The organism is Enterococcus haemoperoxidus ATCC BAA-382 (assembly GCF_000407165.1).
Taxonomy (GTDB): domain Bacteria; phylum Bacillota; class Bacilli; order Lactobacillales; family Enterococcaceae; genus Enterococcus_L; species Enterococcus_L haemoperoxidus.
The window spans coordinates 86,273-103,264 of sequence record NZ_KE136479.1; the positions used below are offsets into that span (position 1 = coordinate 86,273).

The following is a 16,992-nucleotide window of genomic DNA, read 5'->3' on the forward strand; positions in this document are numbered from 1 at the left end:
GGATAAAATGAGTTACGACTTAATTATAAAAAATGGGCAAACCATTGAAGGTAGACCAATAGAAATAGCAATTAATGCTGGGAAAATTGCAAAAGTTGCCGATAAAATCGAAGCAGATAGTAAGAAAGTTGTTGAATTATCAGCGGACACTTATGTATCCGCTGGTTGGATCGATGATCATGTCCATTGTTTTGAAAAAATGACTTTGTATTATGATTTTCCAGATGAAATTGGTGTTAAAAAAGGCGTAACGACCGTAATTGATGCGGGTACGACAGGTGCAGAAAATATCCATGAATTTTATGACTTAGCCAAAAAAGCGAAAACCAATGTTTATGCTTTAGTGAATATTTCAAAATGGGGGATCGTTGAACAAGACGAATTGGCAGATCTTAGTAAGGTGAAAGAAGAATTAGTTCATAAAGTATTGACTGAACTGCCAGATTTTGTTGTAGGAATAAAGGCCCGCATGAGTAAAACGGTGATCGGGGACAATGGGATCACTCCTTTAGAAATGGCTAAGAAGATTCAAAAAGCAAACAATGATCTGCCTCTGATGGTGCATATTGGATCGGCTCCACCAGAATTGGATGAAATCCTAGCACATATGTCTAAAGGTGATGTACTGACCCATTGTTTCAATGGCAAACCAAACGGGATTTTGGATCAATCAACAGATAAGATTAAAGAATTTGCATGGGAAGCCTATGATAAAGGGATTGTTTTTGATATTGGTCACGGAACGGACAGTTTCAATTTTCATGTTGCTGAAACGGCATTATCTGAAGGAATGAAAGCAACATCAATCAGTACAGATATTTATATCCGTAACCGTGAAAAAGGACCTGTGCATGATTTAGCTACTACAATGGAAAAATTACGTGTAGTTGGTTATGACTGGTCTGAAATCATTGAAAAAGTAACCATTGCTCCTGCTGAAAATTTCCGATTTGAGTCAAAAGGTCAGTTGAAAGAAGGATATGATGCTGATATCACGATCTTTACAATTGAAGCAGGTCAAAAGACCTTGACAGATTCCAACGGATTTACCAGAGAAGCAAAAGAATTGATCAAACCTGTAAAAACCATTATTGGAGGAACAGTCTATGACAATTAGTTATGAAAAATTCAACCTAAAAGAAGTCATCAATGCCTCAGGTAGAATGACGATTTTAGGGGTATCAAAAGTGTCAGAAAATGTCTTAGCTGCTCAAAAATTTGGCGGCGAACATTTCTTTGAAATGAGTGAGTTAAGTATTCAAACAGGTGCTTATTTAGCGAAACTTTTAGGAGTTGAAGATGCCCAAGTCGTTTCTTCCGCATCTGCTGGTATCGCACAAAGTGTGGCTGCTTTGATTGGTGAGGGTTCTGTTTATCATGCTTATCATCCCTACACAGATAAAATCACTAAGCGGGAAATAATTCTACCTAAAGGGCACAATGTAGATTATGGGACGCCTGTTGAAGTGATGGTCGAACAAGGTGGTGGTCAAGTTATAGAGGCTGGTTACGCTAATATGTGTTCACCAGAACATATCGAAATGATGATTACGGATCAAACGGCTGCGATTCTTTATATCAAGAGTCATCATACTGTTCAAAAAAGTATGTTAAGTGTTGAAGAAGCAGCAACCGTAGCGCAGAAACATAAGCTACCATTGATTGTGGATGCCGCAGCAGAAGAGGACCTGTTCAAATACATCAAAGCAGGTGCAGATCTAGTGATTTATAGTGGTGCAAAGGCTATCGAAGGTCCAAGTGCAGGACTTGTGATTGGGAAAAAAGACTATATCGAATGGATTCGCCTGCAAGGAAAAGGAATCGGAAGAGCGATGAAAATCGGTAAAGATAACATTCTAGGATTTACCCAAGCGGTAGAGGATTATGTGAAAAATGGTAGTGAAGCAGGGGATTCAATGCAAGCACGATTAACACCATTTATCGATAGTCTAAATAAAATCACAAATATTGAAGCTAAAATCGTTCAGGACGGTGCAGGTAGAGATATTTATCGTGCTAGTATCAAAGTAAGTGGCGTAAAATCAGCTAAAGAAGTCATCCAAGAACTAAGAGCTGAGAGCCCTGCAATATATACTCGTGAATACCAAGCAAACAACGGTATCATCGAATTCGATATCCGTTCAGTCAATGAAGAAGAAATGAATAAAATCGTGACTCGTTTAACCGAAATCATGAAATAAAAAAATTATAAACAGGAGTGAATCAATCATGACATTAACACCAAATTATTTAGAAAACCGTATTTGCCTAAACGTCCTAGCTAACTCAGTAGAAAATGCGAAAGACTGTTATGAAGCAGCAGAAGGACACATTGTATTAGGTGTATTATCTAAAAACTATCCAACTGACGAAGCTGCGATTGAAGACATGAAAAAATATGCCGCAGAAACGAACAACGCATTATCTGTTGGTTTAGGTGCAGGTGATCCAAATCAAAGCCAAATGGTATCAAGAATTTCAAAAGAATTACAACCCCAACATGTCAACCAAGTCTTTACAGGTGTAGGTACATCACGTGCATTATTAGGTCAAAACGAAACAATCGTCAATGGCTTAGTATCACCAACAGGTAAAGTCGGCATTGTCAATATCGCTACAGGTCCATTAAGCTCACAAACACCAGCTGGCGAAGTTACGATCGAAACAGCGATTCGTTTATTACAAGATATGGGGGGCAGCTCAATCAAATTCTTCCCAATGAAAGGCTTAGCACATATCGAAGAATATAAGGCAGTCGCTGAAGCATGTGCTAAATATGACTTCTACCTAGAGCCAACAGGGGGAATCGATTTAGAAAACTTTGAAGAAATCGTACAAATCGCAGTAGATGCCGGAGTGAAGAAAATCATCCCTCACGTGTATAGCTCAATCATCGATTCAACAACAGGAGATACAAGACCAGAAGATGTCAAAACATTACTTGGGATGATCAAAAATACATTAAAAAAATAAAAGCTGAGTGAGCTCGTTCAGCGTTGACAGAAAAATAGGAAAATATGACTGAGGCGAAATGTGCCTCATTCATATTTTGTCTTTTTTCCGAAACGCAAGCTCACAAAGCTAGATAAAAATAAAAGCTGAACGAACTCGTGAAGCTAAGAAATAGGCAGGGATCGACATGAGAATTGCAGCATTTGGTGAAATAATGATGCGCTTGACGCCACCAGAATATCTGATGTTGGAACAAACCAAAGAATTACGTTTAGACTTTACAGGAACAGGAGTTAATATTTTAAGTAACCTCGCTCATTTTGGCTGTCAAACAAGTTTACTGACAAATCTTCCTAACAACCGATTAGGTGAAGCAGCTAAAGCAAGTGTCCGTCAGTTAGGGATTCAAGATCGTTGGATCGGTTTTTCTGGTGATCATATTGGTTCTTATTTTGCAGAAATGGGGTTTGGACCAAGACCGACACAAGTAACGTATCAAAATCGTCGAAACAGTTCATTTGGTGTGAGTGGAGCTTCTAAGTATAATTTCGATATATTTTTAGCTGAAACCGATTTAGTGCATATTTGTGGAATTTCATTAAGTTTGACAGAAGAAACTCGTGAGGCTGCGTTTGTTTTAGCCGAAAAGGCGCATGCTCTAGGAAAGAAAGTCTGTTTCGACTTTAATTTTCGACCTAGTTTAAATGAAGTGCATGGTACTTCATTTATGAAGGAACAATATGAAAAAATACTACCATATTGCGATTTAGTTTTTGGTAGTCAACGTGATTTAACAGACTTATTGGGAATGAAGCTTGATGAAACAGTGGAACCGTCTAAACAGTTTGAAGCATTAATTCACCAATTTATGCTGGAATATCAGATTGAACGCTTTGCTGGGACGATTCGTCAAGGCGAAGGGAATAAACATTATTTAACTGGTTTTTTATTCGATTTAGAAAGCTATGTTCAATCAGCTCCCCGCGAGATTATTAATTTGGATCGAATCGGTGCAGGTGACGGTTATGCTGCAGGGATTTTGCTTGGATATAGTGAATCATGGTCATTACTAGAAACAGTAGAATTTGCCACTGCCAATGGCGTTTTGGCGCATACAATTCAAGGAGATGTTCCGCTGACAACGCGAAAACAAGTTAGACATATCATGGAACAACCAACGGTAGATTTGATCCGCTAGAGGAAAGATTAGAATGAAAAAGTGTAAATGCGTTTATACTACTTTCGTTCTAGTCTTTTTTTCATTATAATGAGTATGAGCTGGAATTTAGCGAAACCATTTACGTAGCTGGGATAAATTGGTATGCTAAAGGAGTAGTGAATACATACATGTTATTTTTTTTAAAAGTCTGTTTGTAGGAGGAGATCAACGTGACCGATGAAAATATTTGGAAAGCACTAGACGATGATGTTTTGAAAGATAGTATTCGAAAACGACCAGGTATGTACATTGGTGGAATTGGTTCGACAGGCTTGGAAAGTATGGTGCTGCAAGTGCTGGATCATTTGCTGCAATTGGCAGTTGATCTAAAGCAGACAGAACTGTCGATCGAACTTTCAAAGACGCAATTCATTTTTTCTTTTTTTAGTAAAAAAGGGTTATTTTTAGATAAAAGTCCTGAAGAACAGTATACACCGCCTTATCTTTTTCTTTCTGTCGTCAATGCGTTGTCAGAACAATTAGGTTTTGGGGTAGAAAAATTAGGGAAGCGAACGATTCAAATCTATCAAAATGGACAGCTGAATAAAAAAGCGCTGATTCCTTCGGAAGATGAAGGGCAAAGAATCGAGCTGGCCTTTACACCAGATGAGACATTATTTGGCAATAAGCCGGTATCCTATTTTGTTTTATTTAACCGATGTCAAGAACTAGCAATGCTAAATAGCGGGTTGACTATTTCGTTGACCGATGGTAAAAAACAGAAAAATTATTTTCATTATGAGCAAGGTCTCGTAGATTATATTTTTCAAAAAGATGACAGTATCACGCGCAGCGGTCAACCATTGAGCATTAATACGATCAGTGAAGGTGTGACGATTCAAGCTGTCATCTCAAAAAATGGTTCGACGAGTATTAAAGACAGTTTCGTCAACGGTCATTTACCTTCTGATGGCGGAACACATCTTGATGGATTTGTGCAAGGGACTGTTGACGCAATCAATCAATTTTTAGAGGAAACGAATCGCTTGAAATACTTAACAACAGATAATTTTTCAGAACGTTTTGACGTCGTTTTGTCAATTCAAGTCAAACGACCAAGATACACTGGGGCGATCAAGAAGAAAATCAGAAATCCTGAGCTGTATAAAATCGTGAAAGAAGCGGTATTCACTGAAGTTTCTATCTTCTTAAAACGACATCCTGCTTGGTATTTAAACTAAGATCAAAGCACTGAAAGGAAACGAGGATGAAAATTTTTGTCGATGGTGATGGTTCACCGGTAAAAGATACTACAATTGAAGTTGCCTTAACTTATTCACTTGAGGTTGTGATCGTAACGAGTATCGATCATTATTCTTTGAAAGAGTATCCTAAAAACGTTTCATTTGTTTATGTTGACAAAGGGGCTGATGCTGCTGATTTTAGAATTGTTCAACTGATCAAAAGAGAGGACCTTTTAGTGACACAAGATTATGGGTTAGCTTCATTAGTTTTGCCTAAAGGTGTGTGCGTACTTCATCAGTTGGGCTATCAATACACAGAAGCAAACATCGATGGATTATTAGAACAACGATATTTTAGTGCGAAAGTTCGCAAAAGTGGTGGTCATACAAAGGGACCTAAAGCATTTACAGCAGAAGATCGTGCGACCTTTAAAGGGAAGTTAATCGAAGTAATCGAGGCGAAAAAAGAGGATTTATATGTAGAATAAGGCATACTTAATTGAATGCTTTATTTTTTTATATCTTTCATATCAGGCAAATCAATGCACTTTTCTCGATTAAAAGAATACCATGGCTGAAAAACTTCCTTGATTTAATGATTTGTTTCTATTCGGACTGTGGCTTTTATGCTAAAATATGAAAGAGCTATTTCGAATTTCTCTGTTGATGCAACAGTATAGAAGAAAATTTAGGAGGAAAAGCATTTGAAGATTATTTTGCTATATGGTGGGAGAAGTGAAGAACATGATGTTTCTATACTATCTGCCTATTCCGTTTTAAATGCGATTTATTATAATTACTATCAAGTCCAACTGGTCTTTATTAGTAAAGAGGGACAATGGGTCAAAGGACCGATCCTAACAGAAAAACCTGAAAGTAAGGATATTCTTAAACTAACTTGGTCTGAGGATGGGGAAATAGATAAATGGGGTGAATTTACTGGTAAAGTGATTCAACCTTGTGATATTCAAGAAGAAGATGCAATCGTCTTCCCAGTATTGCACGGGCCAAATGGTGAGGATGGAACGATTCAAGGCTTTTTAGAAACGATTGGAATGCCCTATGTCGGAGCTGGCGTATTAGCTAGTGCTAATGCAATGGACAAGATTATGACGAAGTATTTGCTTCAAACAGCAGGTATCCCTCAAGTACCATATGTTCCAGTTTTAAAAAGCAATTGGAAAGAAAATCCTAAGAAGGTTTTTGAACAGTGTGAAGGCTCTTTGATTTATCCTGTTTTCGTCAAACCTGCTAACATGGGTTCTAGTGTGGGAATCAGCAAAGCCGAAAATCGTGAAGAGTTACAAAATGCTTTAGAAGAAGCGTATCGCTATGATTCACGTGCAATTGTTGAACAAGGGATCGAAGCACGCGAAATCGAAGTGGCTATTTTAGGAAATGAAGATGTACGGACAACACAACCTGGTGAAATTGTAAAAGATGTTGAATTTTATGATTACAACTCAAAATATATCGATAATCAAATCACAATGCAAATTCCAGCAGAAGTGCCAGATGAAGTTCATCAAAAAGCACAGGAATATGCTAAAAAAGCCTATACTATATTAGATGGTAGTGGATTGAGTCGCTGTGATTTCTTTTTAACAAGTAAGAATGAATTATTCTTAAATGAATTAAATACTATGCCTGGTTTTACTCAATTTAGCATGTATCCATTGCTATGGGAAAATATGGGGTTGAAGTATAGTGATTTAATTGAAGAGTTGATACAATTAGCGTTAAATCGTTTTAAACAAAGACAAAGTTTTTTCGAAAGATAAAAAATAGGGAGGAGATAAAACCGTAGAAGTTTTGTCTCAGCCCTTTTCTGGTTAAGAGTACTAAAAAATAATTGTATCTGATTGAACTTGATCGATCGCACAATTAAGAAGGAGAACAAAACAATGAAACTAACTTTCTGGGAAGCGGCCGAAGCAATCAAAGCAACCAATGATTGGAAACAATGGCCTGATTTCGACTTGACTGGCATTGAATTTGATAGTCGTTTGATTCAGTCGAATAATCTGTTTGTGCCACTAAAAGGAGAAAATGATGGACATTCATTTATTGAGAGTGCCATAGAAAAAGGCGTGGGTGCTACACTTTGGAGTGCAACAAAAGCGGCACCAGAGAAATTACCGACTCTACAAGTTTCGGATACTTTAAAAGCTATGCAGGATTTAGCAGTTTATTATTTAAAAAAAATGAAGCCAACGGTCATTGCGATTACTGGAAGTAACGGTAAAACAACAACAAAAGATATGACTGAAGCTGTTTTGGCGCAACAATTTAAAACGTATAAAACGCAAGGCAACTATAATAATGACATCGGTTTACCCTATACTATTTTACATATGCCAGACGAAACAGAGAAACTAATTTTAGAGATGGGTATGGATCACGCAAATGAAATTGATTTTCTATCGAGACTGGCTCAGCCAGATGTGGCAGCCATTACAATGATTGGTGAGGCGCATATTGAAAATCTTGGTTCAAGAGCAGGAATTGCAAAAGCAAAAATGGAAATCACTGCAGGACTTGCTAAGAGCGGTCTGTTGATTATTCCAGCAGATGAACCATTATTATTGCCATTGACAAAAGAGTTACCGCAAGCGATCAAAACATTTGGTCTGGTACAAGCGGACTGTATGGCTGAGATCATTGAAGCGCAAAAAGAATTTACATCGTTTAAAATAAGCGGTTCAAACACATTATTTACGATTCCTGTTCTAGGTGAATATAACGTAGGAAATGCCTTGATTGCCATTAGTATTGGTCAGTGGTTTGAACTTTCAGAAGAAAAAATCAAAATTGGCTTAGCTGATTTTAAATTAACTAAAAATCGCACAGAATGGCTAAAAAGCAGTACAGGTATTGAAATTTTAAGTGATGTTTATAATGCGAATCCCACAGCAATGAATTTAGTGCTGGATAGTTTTAGTCAAATGCCTACACAAGGAAAACGAGTGGCTGTTTTAGGGGATATGCTTGAGCTAGGGCCTGATTCTGCTAGTATGCACGCTTCTGTGAGTGAACATTTAAAGCCAACAGAAATCGATGAAGTTGTTCTTTATGGATCTGAAATGCAAGCATTATATGATAGTCTGACGACAAAATATGAAAAAAAATATCTCCATTATTTCAAAAAAACAGAAAAAGCAGCGTTAACGGATACATTAAAAGAAATTCTTGAACCAAAAGATATGGTTATTTTAAAAGCAAGTAACGGGATGGGGTTAAATGAAGTAGTCACTAAACTTCTCGAAATTTAGCAAGCTTTCATAAAACTTGCTGAAAATGTAAATCTATGCTAAAATAACCTATTGCCGAAAGATCGAAGTAGATAAAACGAAAGTACCTATTGAAGATACTTTTCTATCATATAAAGATTAAAAAAGCTGAACGAACTCGTTTGGCTTTTCTAGTGCCTGTAGCTTCATAAGGTGGATTTTTCGGTAACGCTAATGAGAAAATAAACTAAACCTATGTTGAAGGTTTACTGACTCCATGAACATTTTCGAAATTAGTGAAAGTCAAATCACCTGTAACACTATTAAATTAGAAGAATCACTTTCTTCTGCAACAAACACTATTAGGAGGATATCATTTGAAATTTAAAGAACTAGGTTTAGAAACAGATTTATTGGCAGCAATCGAGCGCTCAGGATTCGAAGAAGCAACACCCATCCAAGAGGAAACAATCCCTCTAGCATTAGCAGGAAAAGACGTAATTGGACAAGCACAAACTGGTACTGGTAAAACTGCTGCGTTCGGCTTACCAATGTTGCAAAAAATTGATACATCAAACCGTGTCTTGCAAGGAATTGTTATTGCACCAACACGTGAATTAGCGATCCAAACACAAGAAGAATTATACCGTTTAGGCCGCGACAAAAAAATCCGTGTACAAGCAGTTTATGGCGGAGCTGATATTGGCCGTCAAATTCGTGGATTAAAAGAAAATCCACATGTTGTTGTCGGAACACCTGGACGTTTATTGGATCACATCAATCGCCGCACATTAAAACTAGATACAATTGAAACATTAGTTTTAGATGAAGCAGACGAAATGTTGAACATGGGATTCTTAGAAGATATCGAAAAAATCATCTCTAAAATTCCGTCAGCACGTCAAACATTACTATTTTCAGCAACAATGCCGCCAGCAATCAAAAATATTGGCGTGAAATTCATGAAAGAACCAGAACACGTGAAAATCAAAGCAAAAGAAATGACTGCAGATTTGATCGATCAATATTACGTACGTTCAAAAGACTTTGAAAAATTCGATGTGATGACGCGTTTATTGGACGTTCAAACTCCAGAATTAACCATTGTTTTTGGTCGTACAAAACGTCGTGTAGATGAATTAGCTCGTGGTCTAGAAGCTCGTGGATATAAAGCTGAAGGAATTCATGGGGATTTATCTCAACAAAAACGTATGAGTGTTTTACGTTCATTCAAGAGTGGAAACTTAGATATCTTAGTAGCAACAGACGTTGCAGCTCGTGGGTTAGACATTTCTGGTGTAACACATGTTTATAACTACGATATCCCACAAGATCCAGAAAGCTATGTTCACCGTATCGGCCGTACTGGTCGTGCTGGTAAAGGCGGAATGTCAGTGACTTTCGTTACACCAAACGAAATGGGCTACTTGCATGTTATCGAAGAATTGACGAAAAAACGTATGACACCATTACGTCCACCAAATGAACAAGAAGCATTTAAAGGACAATTAGGTGCAGCAATCGAAACAGTCGAAGAAAAAATGGCAGAAAATGGTCTAGATAATTACTTGCCTGCTGCTAAAGATCTTTTAGAAAAGTACTCTGCTGAAGATTTAGCAGCATTACTACTAAAAACTATTTCTAAAGACCCATCAGATGCTGTTCCAGTTAAAATTACACCAGAACGTCCATTACCATCAAATAAAAAAGGTTTCAACAAAAATAATCGCAGCGGAGGCGGCGGAAATAGCCGTAATCGTAATAAAAACGGTGGTGGCGGCTATCGTGGTAACAAGAATAACAAAGGTACAGGCGGCGGCACTGGAAACGGTGGCGGCTACAATAAGAGCAAAGATAATCGTTCAGCAAAACGCCACAACGATAAAAAACGTAGCTTTGTTATTAGAGACAACTCAAATTAATGAATCCATAAAGGCTAGAAATCAGAACTACTTATTTATTTCGTAGTATTTGCTGGATTTTAAGAGGGTGGAACAAAGCATATACGCTTTGTTCCACCCTCTTTTATTTGATTTTATCTCATTAGAAAAAAGATAAAACTTGACTGAGGAAAGAGGTGCCTCAGTCCCATTTTTCTCTTTTTCGGTCGAGATAAAATGAGTTCATTCAGCTTTTTATTAATTTTTCCATTATTATGTGGAAAAATTGCTAAAATTTGATAGAATAAGAGTAATTTATAAAATAAAAAAAGAGGGCTCTGAAGAATGATAAAAGGAATTGGTATAGACATGGTAGAACTTTCAAGAATCGATAAAATTATCGGCAATAAATCTTCTTTTGTACAACGAGTTCTCACCGATAATGAATATGCGCTCTTTCAAAAATTACCACATAAACGTCAAGTAGAGTTTTTAGCGGGGCGTTTCGCTTGTAAAGAGGCTTTTTCTAAAGCTTGGGGAACTGGAATAGGAAGTTTGGGATTACGTGATGTTGAGATTTTAAAAGAAGATAACGGAGCGCCTAAAGTGACAAAATCTCCCCATGAAGGAAATGTATTTGTGTCTATCTCACATACAGACACACATGCTGTTGCTCAAATTATTTTGGAGACGAGTTAAACGAGAACGCATTTTATCTATAAAATTTGAATAAAGGTCCAGATAAATCCTCTGAACTGATAGACTTGGTTCTTTTCAGTTTGAGATGTGACTTAGATCGTTTGACTATTTTGATTCGACTTTAAAAGAAAGAAGGATACATATGGCTGTAGGATGGCATCGCCCCACAAAGTTAGTAATCGATACACAGGCAATTAAAGAAAATGTTTGCAATGAAGTAAAACGTATGCCCGAAGGAACAGAGTTATTTGCTGTAGTCAAAGCAAACGGCTACGGACATGGAGCTGTTCAGACGGCACAAGCGGCCATCAAAGGAGGCGCTACTGGGTTTTGCGTGGCACTCTTGGATGAAGCTGTAGAACTACGAGAAGCCGGTATTACAGAGCCGATACTCATTTTAAGTGTCGTAGATGTTTCTTACATAGACTTGTTGCTAAAATACGATTTATCTGTCACTGTAGCAACTCAAGAATGGTTGGAGCAGGCAATCGATCAATTGAACCATATAGAAACACAAACACCATTGAAAATACATATAAAAGTCGATACAGGGATGGGACGTATTGGATTTACTACGCCTGAAGCTGTTAAACAAGTAGTTGAATTAGTACAATCGACTCAATTCTTTATTTGGGAAGGGTTGTTTACTCATTTTTCTACTGCAGATGAAAAAAACGGATGCTACTTTGAAAAACAGACACAACGTTTTCAAGCAATATTATCAGTATTGATTGAATTGCCAAAATATGTTCATGTAAGCAATAGTGCAACGGCCCTTTGGCATCCTGATAATGTGGGAAATATGATTCGATTTGGTATAGCTATGTATGGATTAAATCCTTCAGGCCGGGCATTGCCAGAAGTTTATCCGTTAAAACCTGCATTAAGTTTATTCTCCTCTCTAATTCAAGTGAAACAACTTTCTGCTGGAGAAGGAATAGGTTACGGCAATACGTATACGACAACTGAAAAAGAATGGATTGGCACGGTACCGATTGGTTATGCTGACGGATGGCTACGTCACCTGCAAGGTTTTTCAGTATTGGTTAATGGCAAAAAATGTGAGATCGTTGGAAGAATCTGTATGGATCAATGCATGATTCGTTTGCCTAAAAAAACAGCAGTAGGAACGCAAGTCACACTGATCGGACACGATCACGGAGAACAGATCACAATGCAGATGGTGGCAGATAAATTAGAGACGATCCACTATGAGGTGGCATGTACGTTTTCTGAACGCATGCCAAGGGAGTATAAATAGAATAGGAGGCTTCAAATGGTCAAAAGGGGTGACATATATTTTGCAGACTTATCCCCTGTTGTAGGATCAGAACAAGGGGGAGTACGTCCAGTACTAGTCATACAAAATAATTTAGGCAATCATTTTAGTCCAACCATTATTGTCGCTGCAATAACAGCGAAGATGGCAAAGCCAAAATTGCCTACACATATAGGAATTAATTCTGAAGAAACAGGAATTGAGCGCGATTCAGTTATTTTACTGGAACAGATCCGCACCATTGACAAAATACGTTTAAAAGAAAAAGTTTGCCATCTAGGTATAGAAATTATGGATTCTGTCGACCGAGCATTAGGAGTTAGCGTAGGGATTTTTGAGGCAGAACTAGAAGAAGAAAATCTTGGTACATATCGTTAAGAGCATCAGGCTATTTAAAATAGAACATAAAACCTATTCTATCTTCAGAATAGCTGTTTCAGACAACATAAGATGAAATAGAGAAACCTTACTAATTACTTATGAGCTGTTATTTTTTCTTGCTTTTTAATGAATAGAAAAAATACGGATATCAAGAACAAAATACTGTAAAACAATCACATATATATAATTTCCTTTAGCTTAAATAATAAAAAAATACTTAATTTTGAGAATCACCCTATTGTTTTTATTGACTTTTAACTATGTTTATAAAAAAAAGTTGGCAATAACGTAACGTAATGTTACAATAAACTATGTATAATTGGGTGGAAAGTGGATAACTTTCAAAAAAATAGATATATTGAGTGTTTTTTTATTAAGGGATAAAGGAGTTTATATTTGATGACAATTTTCATGTTTGTATTAGTAGCAATACTGTTTCTTTTTTTCAGTTATCAGTTGTATGTTCGTTTTCAATTGGAGAGTCTAGATTCTGATAGTCCAAAAATGAAACGCAAGATTAATTTTTATAAGTATCAAGAGAATAATCGATCATTATTATTTTTGATGATTGCAGCAATTATTTTTTGTCTAATACTTTTTGGGATACTTTATAATCAAGATGCTTTAAGAAAAGATAATAAAGATTTAGAATTGAAAATAGGGGAAATTAAGGATGCCAGAGGCGGAGCTTCTGGTGCTGAAATTGAGAGCTATAAAGAAAATTCATTGAAATTGACGGAATTCCCTTGGAAAAAAGTCGTTGAAAGTCGCGATGCTCAAACGCTAGATAACTATGAACTTCAATTTTTGAGAGATTGGCAACCCTTTTTTGGAGAGGCAAACGTGGCAATCATGATCAGTCAAAAAACGGAAACATTGACAATCTCAGTCTTTCCAACAGCATTGACATTTAGTGATTTCCAAACTGCTGAAAAAAATATCGAGACATTTATTAAAGAGTTACAGCCAGTAAAAGAAATCACAATGATTGATTTTAACTTTACATATCGAGATAAAACGAACAAACTATCTAAAAAATCGATCGTTTATACAAGAGAATCGAAAGAGAGTAACTTAGAAAAGGTAGTATTAGAAAAATAGAGTAGAGAAATAAAAGACGGGGTGTAAAACACATGGCAAAGAGACGGTTAATTAAGAAAATTAACGAAGTTTCCGAAGAAGAATTAACACAAGAGGTAGATTTTAATTCGGAAAATGAAGAGAGACCATCTACAGTAACAACAAATAATAGTAGTTTATTGGCTGAACAAGAGCAAGAGATCACACGCTTAAGAGAATTGATCGAAGAATATAGATTGCAAGAAACTGAATTTGAACAAAATAAAGAAGAAAATTTTCGTTTATCTCAACAAAATAAACAGTTAGTAATCAAGGTTGAAAGCAATCAAGATGAACTTGAATTGTTAAAAGAGAAAAATGATGAATTGGCAACACAACTGAATCAAAAAGAAACTGAAATTTTTGAATTGGAAGATGTGAATGAAACAGCTGGCTCTTCTGAAGAAATCACAAGTTTAAAAGCTCAAATCGAAGAATTAAAAAAAGAAAACGTCAGTGGACAAGAACAAATTGCTTACTTGGAAACAGCCCTTGTTGAAAAAGAAAAAGCATTAGAAACACAAATTCTTGAAAAAGAAAAAGAAGTACAACAATTACAAGCTGATTTAGCTGCCCGAGGAACAATCGGAGAAAAACAAGAAGCATTGGAGACGGTGAAGATGGAATTAGAATCATTGAATGAAAAACTTCAAACTACTGATAAAGAAAATCAAGAGTTGACACAAAAACTTGCTGATCTTCAAGAGCAAATGCACCAATTACAACAAGAAAACCAAGAATTAAAAGAAAAAGAAATCACTCTATCAACAAATAGTGATGCTTCTGTTGATAACAGCCGCGTTGAAGAACTAAAAAGAGAATTAGAATCTGTTCTAAAAGATAAGAGCGAATTAGAAACAAGCTTAGGACGTATCCAAGGTTTGAATGATAAGTATTCGATTCAAAAAAATGTATTTGAATCTGAATTAGCTGGCTTAAGAAGCATCTATAAAGAAAAAGAAGAAGAGTTAGAAAACTTAAATGCTGAACTTGAAACAATGCGCAGCATGTCTGCAACAGGTGAAGCAACAGGAAATCAATTAGCTGAACTATTACAAGCAAAACAACAAATCAATGATTTATTATTGAAAAACCAATCATTGCAAGAAGAAGCCTTGAAATCACAACAAGAAATCGGTGAAGTAATGGTTTCTGCTAAAAAAGAAGCAAATCGTATTATCAGTGAAGCTCAAGTTGAAGCAAAACACATGGTCAACTCAGCTGAACTTGAAATGCTAAATATTGGAAATCGCGCGAAAAATATTTCTAATGAAGTAGAAGAGTCTAAAAATGAAGTAATGACGATCTATCGCGAATTAGAAGAACGTTTAAGTAAACTATCACGTTTGGACAAATCTGGAAACTAAATGACCACAAAACAAATGAAGGGAAGAACAATATGAAAAAACGAATCAATAAAAAAAATTCTATACTGTTGATTTTTTCTGCAATATTGTTTAGTACTGCTATCTACTTTATGTCTAGTTCATTGGTTTTAGGAGCATCAGTCGGAGGCTCTTCACCAGTAACTGCTGGTGGGGAAGAAGTGGTTTTACCTACTCCAACGCCTGCGCCTATTGCGCCAGAATCAGAACAACAGAAAGAAACAACAAATGAGAATACTGTTGCTGAACAAAAGGAAAAAGAAGCGCCTAAAGAAGTCTATATTGTAAAGACGGGTCAAACTTTATGGGAAATTGCTCAAGATTCAGGCCTATCGATCCAAAACTTAATGAACAAAAATCAGCTTAGTAGTAGTGTCATTGTTGAAGGACAAGAATTAGTATTTGATTAATAATCGATAGTATCGTATAGGTACTCAAAAAGTATTGACTGAATTATAGGTGAGTGAAGTAAAACTTTTAGAGTTTTACCTCACTCGCTTTTTTCAATATAAAAAGCAGTAAACGAATAAAGAGACACTGAAAATAGCTGAGAACAAATCAGCATGTTTTTGCTAGGGTATAGAGGAAGTCTGGATGCTTTTCATACTTCCCGAGTTTTGTATGGAAAAATGGACAGCAGTCTGTTATTCTTAATTAAGAGTATTAATTGGTAGGATTGAGGTGTACCATGGATGAGGTAAAAAAGCGTTTTGAACGACTAAAACGCCAATTAAATAGGAAATTCAATAAAAATAAAAAATCAAAAAATAGAACTAAAAATAGAGAACATTCGCAAGCTGTAGTTAAAAAGAAACGACCGCAACCTAGAGAACGAGTGGTACCAATAAAAGAAGATATTCAAGCTAAATCAAGACTTAAAGAAGAGCAAGCTAGAAAAAATCCTCCGACTAATAAAAAGAGAAAAAAGAAAAAATTAACGAAAGAAGAATTCGAAAAAAGAAAAAAGAAAAAAAGAAAAGAAAGCATTATTGAAATCGTCAAATTTATGCTCCCAGTTGTTTTTTTTGCAATTTTTGTTTTTTTCTTTATCTTAAATACGTCACCCCATATGGTTGATGGAGACTCAATGAAACCAACGTTATTAAATAAAGATCGCGTTATTGTTCGACGTACGAAAGAGCCAAAGAGATATGAGGTTATCACATTTAAACCACCTGTGAAAAGTGATTTTCAATATGTAAAACGTATCATAGGGATGCCAGGAGACTTGGTTTGGACAGAGGGGACTGATTTATTCATCAATCATCAGGCCGAATCATTACCAAAAAGCTCAGAATTCTCCGCTGCTAGCGAATTACCGGATGGAACGATCAAAATAAATGTATCGGAAGATTGTTTGAACCAGATGTCACAATTGAAAAAAATCCCTAAAGGACATTATTTTGTATTAGGAGACAATCGAAATAATTCCAGCGATAGTAGAGCGTTTGGATTAGTGGACGGTCAAGCAATCGAAGGGGTGGTTTCCTTTAGATTTGCTCCGTTTGATAACATAGGTTGGATAAAATAAAAAAAACGATATTTTTATATCGTTTTTTTTTGTTTTTGTAAATGAACTAAAAAAGATTAATATTTGCAAAAAATGTAGAAATATTTATAAACAAAAATGCGAAAAAATAGCTCAAATTTATGATTATTCTCAT

16 protein-coding genes are annotated in these 16,992 nt (G+C 36.1%); all 16 read left to right on the forward strand.

Going from position 1 to position 16,992, the window contains the following annotated elements; genetic code table 11:
* Positions 1-7 precede the first annotated feature (7 nt).
* Positions 8-1,117 carry an amidohydrolase/deacetylase family metallohydrolase gene (locus I583_RS00525; RefSeq protein WP_010762582.1) on the forward strand — a complete coding sequence of 370 codons (1,110 nt, stop codon included), beginning with the start codon at positions 8-10 and terminating at the stop codon, positions 1,115-1,117.
* Positions 1,107-2,201, forward strand: coding sequence for a DgaE family pyridoxal phosphate-dependent ammonia lyase (locus tag I583_RS00530; protein WP_010762583.1), 1,095 nt, complete (start codon positions 1,107-1,109; stop codon positions 2,199-2,201). The genes I583_RS00525 and I583_RS00530 overlap by 11 nt, the downstream gene beginning before the upstream one ends.
* A gap of 28 nt (positions 2,202-2,229) precedes the next feature.
* A complete protein-coding gene (dagF, locus tag I583_RS00535; protein WP_010762584.1) occupies positions 2,230-2,973 on the forward strand; it encodes a 2-dehydro-3-deoxy-phosphogluconate aldolase in 744 nt (247 codons plus the stop codon).
* A 166-nt stretch (positions 2,974-3,139) separates the two neighbouring features.
* Positions 3,140-4,150 carry a sugar kinase gene (locus tag I583_RS00540; protein ID WP_010762585.1) on the forward strand — a complete coding sequence of 337 codons (1,011 nt, stop codon included), beginning with the start codon at positions 3,140-3,142 and terminating at the stop codon, positions 4,148-4,150.
* A 191-nt stretch (positions 4,151-4,341) separates the two neighbouring features.
* Positions 4,342-5,352: a DNA topoisomerase IV subunit B family protein gene (locus I583_RS00545; RefSeq protein WP_010762586.1), complete on the forward strand. Its 1,011-nt coding sequence runs from the start codon at positions 4,342-4,344 to the stop codon at positions 5,350-5,352.
* Between the two features lie 26 nt (positions 5,353-5,378).
* On the forward strand, positions 5,379-5,843 hold the full coding sequence (locus I583_RS00550) for a YaiI/YqxD family protein (protein WP_010762587.1): 465 nt from the start codon (positions 5,379-5,381) through the stop codon (positions 5,841-5,843).
* A 216-nt stretch (positions 5,844-6,059) separates the two neighbouring features.
* Positions 6,060-7,136, forward strand: coding sequence for a D-alanine--D-alanine ligase (locus I583_RS00555; protein ID WP_010762588.1), 1,077 nt, complete (start codon positions 6,060-6,062; stop codon positions 7,134-7,136).
* Between the two features lie 123 nt (positions 7,137-7,259).
* Positions 7,260-8,627 carry a UDP-N-acetylmuramoyl-tripeptide--D-alanyl-D-alanine ligase gene (locus I583_RS00560; RefSeq protein ID WP_010762589.1) on the forward strand — a complete coding sequence of 456 codons (1,368 nt, stop codon included), beginning with the start codon at positions 7,260-7,262 and terminating at the stop codon, positions 8,625-8,627.
* A 335-nt stretch (positions 8,628-8,962) separates the two neighbouring features.
* Positions 8,963-10,507 carry a degradosome RNA helicase CshA gene (cshA, locus tag I583_RS00565; RefSeq protein ID WP_010762590.1) on the forward strand — a complete coding sequence of 515 codons (1,545 nt, stop codon included), beginning with the start codon at positions 8,963-8,965 and terminating at the stop codon, positions 10,505-10,507.
* 303 nt (positions 10,508-10,810) lie between these two features.
* On the forward strand, positions 10,811-11,164 hold the full coding sequence (gene acpS, locus I583_RS00570) for a holo-ACP synthase (RefSeq protein ID WP_010762591.1): 354 nt from the start codon (positions 10,811-10,813) through the stop codon (positions 11,162-11,164).
* A 142-nt stretch (positions 11,165-11,306) separates the two neighbouring features.
* Positions 11,307-12,425: an alanine racemase gene (gene alr, locus I583_RS00575; RefSeq protein ID WP_010762592.1), complete on the forward strand. Its 1,119-nt coding sequence runs from the start codon at positions 11,307-11,309 to the stop codon at positions 12,423-12,425.
* A 15-nt stretch (positions 12,426-12,440) separates the two neighbouring features.
* Entirely contained in the window at positions 12,441-12,821 is a 381-nt protein-coding gene (locus I583_RS00580) for a type II toxin-antitoxin system PemK/MazF family toxin (protein WP_010762593.1), read from the forward strand.
* 402 nt (positions 12,822-13,223) lie between these two features.
* Positions 13,224-13,925 carry an MFS transporter gene (locus tag I583_RS00585; protein ID WP_010762594.1) on the forward strand — a complete coding sequence of 234 codons (702 nt, stop codon included), beginning with the start codon at positions 13,224-13,226 and terminating at the stop codon, positions 13,923-13,925.
* Positions 13,926-13,957: 32 nt separating this feature from the next.
* Positions 13,958-15,310, forward strand: a complete 1,353-nt coding sequence (locus I583_RS00590; RefSeq protein ID WP_010762595.1) for a coiled-coil domain-containing protein — start codon at positions 13,958-13,960, stop codon at positions 15,308-15,310.
* A gap of 32 nt (positions 15,311-15,342) precedes the next feature.
* Positions 15,343-15,738, forward strand: a complete 396-nt coding sequence (locus tag I583_RS00595; protein ID WP_010762596.1) for a LysM peptidoglycan-binding domain-containing protein — start codon at positions 15,343-15,345, stop codon at positions 15,736-15,738.
* 278 nt (positions 15,739-16,016) lie between these two features.
* A complete protein-coding gene (gene lepB / locus I583_RS00600; protein ID WP_010762597.1) occupies positions 16,017-16,859 on the forward strand; it encodes a signal peptidase I in 843 nt (280 codons plus the stop codon).
* Positions 16,860-16,992 lie beyond the last annotated feature (133 nt).

Bases quoted from the DNA above. Each gene is read 5' to 3' on its own strand.
- I583_RS00550 (WP_010762587.1), top strand. From the start codon at position 5,379: ATGAAAATTTTTGTCGATGGTGATGGTTCACCGGTAAAAGATACTACA.
- I583_RS00595 (WP_010762596.1), top strand. From the start codon at position 15,343: ATGAAAAAACGAATCAATAAAAAAAATTCTATACTGTTGATTTTTTCT.
- lepB (WP_010762597.1), top strand. From the start codon at position 16,017: ATGGATGAGGTAAAAAAGCGTTTTGAACGACTAAAACGCCAATTAAAT.
- I583_RS00525 (WP_010762582.1), top strand. From the start codon at position 8: ATGAGTTACGACTTAATTATAAAAAATGGGCAAACCATTGAAGGTAGA.
- acpS (WP_010762591.1), top strand. From the start codon at position 10,811: ATGATAAAAGGAATTGGTATAGACATGGTAGAACTTTCAAGAATCGAT.
- I583_RS00585 (WP_010762594.1), top strand. From the start codon at position 13,224: ATGACAATTTTCATGTTTGTATTAGTAGCAATACTGTTTCTTTTTTTC.
- alr (WP_010762592.1), top strand. From the start codon at position 11,307: ATGGCTGTAGGATGGCATCGCCCCACAAAGTTAGTAATCGATACACAG.
- I583_RS00560 (WP_010762589.1), top strand. From the start codon at position 7,260: ATGAAACTAACTTTCTGGGAAGCGGCCGAAGCAATCAAAGCAACCAAT.
- dagF (WP_010762584.1), top strand. From the start codon at position 2,230: ATGACATTAACACCAAATTATTTAGAAAACCGTATTTGCCTAAACGTC.
- I583_RS00590 (WP_010762595.1), top strand. From the start codon at position 13,958: ATGGCAAAGAGACGGTTAATTAAGAAAATTAACGAAGTTTCCGAAGAA.
- I583_RS00580 (WP_010762593.1), top strand. From the start codon at position 12,441: ATGGTCAAAAGGGGTGACATATATTTTGCAGACTTATCCCCTGTTGTA.
- I583_RS00540 (WP_010762585.1), top strand. From the start codon at position 3,140: ATGAGAATTGCAGCATTTGGTGAAATAATGATGCGCTTGACGCCACCA.
- I583_RS00530 (WP_010762583.1), top strand. From the start codon at position 1,107: ATGACAATTAGTTATGAAAAATTCAACCTAAAAGAAGTCATCAATGCC.